Source organism: Armatimonadota bacterium (assembly GCA_036504095.1).
Taxonomy (GTDB): domain Bacteria; phylum Armatimonadota; class DTGP01; order JAKQQT01; family JAKQQT01; genus DASXUL01.
Genome location: DASXVS010000029.1, coordinates 1 through 5,156, shown reverse-complemented (window position 1 = coordinate 5,156; position 5,156 = coordinate 1). Strand labels below are relative to the sequence as shown.

General features: G+C 55.5%; 2 tRNA genes and 3 rRNA genes. All 5 read left to right on the top strand.

What is annotated here, in order from left to right:
* Window positions 1–1,338, top strand: a 16S ribosomal RNA gene (locus VGM51_06225); the annotation flags it as partial.
* Window positions 1,339–1,471: 133 nt separating this feature from the next.
* Window positions 1,472–1,548: transfer RNA gene (locus VGM51_06220), tRNA-Ile, on the top strand.
* A gap of 22 nt (window positions 1,549–1,570) precedes the next feature.
* Window positions 1,571–1,646 (top strand) — tRNA-Ala (locus tag VGM51_06215).
* Between the two features lie 206 nt (window positions 1,647–1,852).
* Window positions 1,853–4,850 (top strand): 23S ribosomal RNA (locus VGM51_06210).
* 147 nt (window positions 4,851–4,997) lie between these two features.
* A 5S ribosomal RNA gene (rrf, locus tag VGM51_06205) occupies window positions 4,998–5,114 on the top strand.
* The last annotated feature ends 42 nt before the right edge of the window (window positions 5,115–5,156 follow it).

Genomic DNA, 5,156 nt, shown 5'->3' with positions numbered 1-5,156 from the left:
ATGCTACCGATTATGGATGGACCCGCGTCTGATTAGCTAGTTGGTGGGGTAAAGGCCTACCAAGGCGACGATCAGTAGCCGGCCTGAGAGGGTGAACGGCCACACTGGGACTGAGACACGGCCCAGACTCCTACGGGAGGCAGCAGTGGGGAATCTTCCGCAATGGACGAAAGTCTGACGGAGCAACGCCGCGTGTATGATGAAGGTCTTCGGATTGTAAAGTACTGTCTTTGGGGGAGAATGATGCATTTGAAAATATTGAGTGCATATGACGGTACCCAAGGAGGAAGCCCCGGCTAACTACGTGCCAGCAGCCGCGGTAATACGTAGGGGGCAAGCGTTGTCCGGAATTATTGGGCGTAAAGGGCGCGTAGGCGGATAGTTAAGTCCGGTGTGAAAGATCAGGGCTCAACCCTGAGAGTGCATCGGAAACTGGTTATCTTGAGGACAGGAGAGGAAAGTGGAATTCCACGTGTAGCGGTGAAATGCGTAGATATGTGGAGGAACACCAGTGGCGAAGGCGACTTTCTGGACTGTAACTGACGCTGAGGCGCGAAAGCGTGGGGAGCAAACAGGATTAGATACCCTGGTAGTCCACGCTGTAAACGATGAGTGCTAGGTGTAGAGGGTATCGACCCCTTCTGTGCCGCAGTTAACACAATAAGCACTCCGCCTGGGGAGTACGGCCGCAAGGTTGAAACTCAAAGGAATTGACGGGGGCCCGCACAAGCGGTGGAGCATGTGGTTTAATTCGACGCAACGCGAAGAACCTTACCAGGGCTTGACATCTACAGAATCCTTAAGAAACTAGGGAGTGCCTTTCGGGGAACTGTAAGACAGGTGGTGCATGGTTGTCGTCAGCTCGTGTCGTGAGATGTTGGGTTAAGTCCCGCAACGAGCGCAACCCCTGTGTTTAGTTGCTAACGAGTAAGGTCGAGCACTCTAGACAGACTGCCGGTGATAAACCGGAGGAAGGTGGGGATGACGTCAAATCATCATGCCCCTTATGTTCTGGGCTACACACGTGCTACAATGGCCAGTACAGACGGAAGCGAAGCCGCGAGGTGGAGCAAATCCGAGAAAGCTGGTCTCAGTTCGGATTGCAGGCTGCAACTCGCCTGCATGAAGTCGGAATCGCTAGTAATCGCAGGTCAGCATACTGCGGTGAATACGTTCCCGGGCCTTGTACACACCGCCCGTCACACCACGAAAGTCTGCAACACCCGAAGCCGGTGAGGTAACCCGTAAGGGAGCTAGCCGTCGAAGGTGGGGTCGATAATTGGGGTGAAGTCGTAACAAGGTAGCCGTATCGGAAGGTGCGGCTGGATCACCTCCTTTCTAAGGAGAATTGGGAAGAGACGTGGCAACCCCACGACACACTACCAACAATCCGAGGTCGACCATCCATCAATTCGGCAAGTCAGCATACTATGCAGGCTGCCGAAACCACTGTTTAGTTTTGAGAGACCGGGGGACTATAGCTCAGCCGGCTAGAGCGCACGCCTGATAAGCGTGAGGTCGGTGGTTCGAGTCCACCTAGGCCCACCAGACTCCGACACCCAGTTGCGATGGGGCTGTAGCTCAGTTGGTAGAGCGCCAGCTTTGCAAGCTGGATGTCGTCGGTTCGATTCCGATCAGCTCCACCAAAAGTGTTTAGCCGGGACTTCGGGTCCCGGCCTGCCGCGGGCGGTAAGCGAGGCAGCAGCCGAAGCACTCTGACAACCGAATACGAAGGGTAGCAATGCATCGACCAGCTGGTCTTTGCTTGGTACGGGCGCCGGTAAGGGCTTGGACCTTGACCTCGACATCAAGGGTCGCTCGAGCGGAAGCTCGAGAGGCATGAGTTGAGGGTGACCAAGCTACTAAGGGCATGCGGTGGATGCCTAGGCTCTAGGAAGCGACGAAGGACGTGGGTAGCTGCGATAAGCTACGGGGAGCCGCTAACCAGGCTTTGATCCGTAGATTTCCGAATGGGGAAACCCGTGGCGGGTAATACCGCCTCAGCCAGTGATGAATTCATAGTTGCTGGCAGCGAACCCGGGGAAGTGAAACATCTCAGTACCCGGAGGAAGAGAAAGTAAACAACGATTCCGTGAGTAGTGGCGAGCGAAAGCGGATTAGCCCAAACCTTGTGGACGCGAGTCCGCAGGGGGTTGCGGGGCGCAGTGGGGATGACCCGGAGAAGGCGGTCTAATGAGCCGCTTACGCGATAGGTGAACCGTCTGGAAAGGCGGACCACAGAAGGTGACAGTCCTGTAACCGAAATTGCGTGTAATTCTCTGACTGCGTACCCAAGTAAGGCGGGACACGTGTAATCCTGTCTGAATCTGCGAGGACCATCTCGTAAGGCTAAATATTACCTAGAGACCGATAGTGAACTAGTACCGCGAGGGAAAGGTGAAAAGAACCCCTGTTAGGGGAGTCAAAAGAACCTGAAACCGCCTGCCTACAAGCAGTTCGAGGGCTATGCCGGGAAACCGGAATGCCTGAGAGCGTACCTTTTGCATCATGAATCGGCGACTTAATGGTTGTGGCGAGCTTAAGGCGATAGCCGGAGGCGCAGCGAAAGCGAGTCCGAAATGGGCGTCGAGTCGCAATCATTATAACCCGAAGCCAGGTGATCTACTCATGGCCAGGTTGAAGCGCGGGTAAAACCGCGTGGAGGACCGAACTCATGGAGGTTGAAAACTTCTGGGATGAGCTGTGAGTAGGGGTGAAAGGCCAATCAAACTTGGTGATAGCTGGTTCTCCCCGAAAGATATTTAGGTATCGGCTCGAGGAATTCAGTTCAGGAGGTAGAGCACTGGAACGGCTAGGGGTCCTACCAGATTACCAAACCGTACCAAACTCCGAATGCCTGAAACTGTTACCTCGGGACGCAGTCAGTGGGTGATAACATTCATTGGCAAGAGGGGAATAACCCAGATCGTCGGCTAAGGTCCCAAAGTCCATGCTAAGTGATCACAAAAAGGATGTGACAGCGCTTTGACAATCAGGAGGTTGGCTTAGAAGCAGCCATCCTTTAAAGATAGCGTAATAGCTCACTGATCAAGCGAGGTTGCGCCGAAAATGTATCGGGTCTCAAGCATGGCACCGAAGCCACGGGATCACGCGCAAGCGTGATCGGTAGGGGAGCGTAGAACCGACAGCGAAGCTGGATCGCAAGAACCGGTGGAGTCTGTTCTAGAGCTGATGCCGATATGAGTAGCGACAAAACGGGTGAGAAACCCGTTCGCCGTAAGCCCAAGGTTTCCTGGGGAAGGTTAATCCGCCCAGGGTTAGTCGGAACCTAAGTCGAGGCCGAAAGGCGTAGATGATGGATGACAGGTTAATATTCCTGTACCACCCCGTAGGCGTTGAAGCGAGGGGGGACGGAGAAGGGTAGCGCAGCCACCTGCCGGTCGTGGTGGTTCAAGCCCGTAGGCGGGGTTCCTAGGATGATAACGGGGACCCGTTAACGCCGAGAGGTGACGACGTGGCCGCAAGGCCTGAAGTGCGTGATCCCATGCTTCCAAGAAAATCCCCGCGTGGAGCCTGCGAGGTGTCCGTACCGCAAACCGACTCAGGTGGGCGAGGAGAAAATCCTAAGGCGCTTGAGAGAACTCTGGTTAAGGAACTCTGCAATTTACCACCGTAACTTCGGAAGAAGGTGGGCCTGGTCTGGTGAAGGGACTTGCTCCCGGAGCTGAGCTAGGTCGCAGCGAAATGGCGGTAGCGACTGTTTAACAAAAACACAGGACTCTGCAAACACGTCAAGTGGATGTATAGGGTCTGACTCCTGCCCGGTGCCGGAAGGTTAAGGTGATTCGTCAGGCCGCAAGGCCAAAGCGATGAACCGAAGCCCCGGTAAACGGCGGCCGTAACTATAACGGTCCTAAGGTAGCGAAATTCCTTGTCGGGTAAGTTCCGACCTGCACGAATGGAGTAACGACTTCCGCGCTGTCTCGACCAGGGACTCAGCGAAATTGAAATAGCTGTGCCGATGCAGTTTACCCGCGGCAAGACGGAAAGACCCCATGAACCTTTACTACAACTTGCCACTGACACTAGGAATTGCTTGTGTAGGATAGGTGGGAGCCTATGAACCCCGGGCGCTAGCTTGGGGGGAGGCAACGGTGAAATACCACCCTGGCGATTTCTGGTGTCTAACCTGGACCCCTCATCGGGGTTGGGGACAATGGCTGGTGGGTAGTTTGACTGGGGCGGTCGCCTCCCAAAGAGTAACGGAGGCGCGCTATGGTCCCCTCAGCCTGATTGGAAACCAGGCGACGAGTGCAATGGCATAAGGGGGCTTGACTGCGAGACCGACAGGTCGAGCAGGTGGGAAACCAGGTCATAGTGATCCGGTGGTTCTGTATGGAAGGGCCATCGCTCAACGGATAAAAGGTACTCTGGGGATAACAGGCTTATCGCGTCCAAGAGTTCACATCGACGACGCGGTTTGGCACCTCGATGTCGGCTCATCGCATCCTGGGGCTGGAGCAGGTCCCAAGGGTTTGGCTGTTCGCCAATTAAAGCGGTACGCGAGCTGGGTTCAAAACGTCGTGAGACAGTTTGGTCCCTATCTGCCGTGGGCGTAGGAGAAGTGAGAGGATCTGTCCTTAGTACGAGAGGACCGGGATGGACGCACCGCTGGTGTACCAGTTGTCTCGCCAGAGGCATCGCTGGGTAGCTATGTGCGGAACGGATAACCGCTGAAAGCATCTAAGCGGGAAGCCAACCTCGAGACTACTTCTCCCGGGCGAAAGCCCCTGAAGCCCCCTCGAAGACGACGAGGTTGATAGGCCGGAGGTGTACGCGCTGTGAGGCGCTCAGCTGACCGGTACTAATAGGGCGTGAGGCTTGGTCTCTCTGTTTCTCAGGCCGAAGACGCCGAGGCGTCGAGGTCAAGGTCGAAGCTCCCGCAAGGTGAGCCGGCCAGCAGGATCCGCTGGACATGCATTACTACCCTTCGTATGGTTGTCAGACGGCTTCGTCCGTCGATCTTTATAACGCTTTGCGGTGGCTATATCGGTGGGGTCACACCCGTTCCCATCCCGAACACGGAAGTTAAGCCCACCAGAGCCGATGGTACTGCACGGGAAGCCGTGTGGGAGAGTAGGTCGCTGCCGCATCTTTTCTTGAAGGGCCCGCCTGTCACGGCGGGCCCTTTTTTT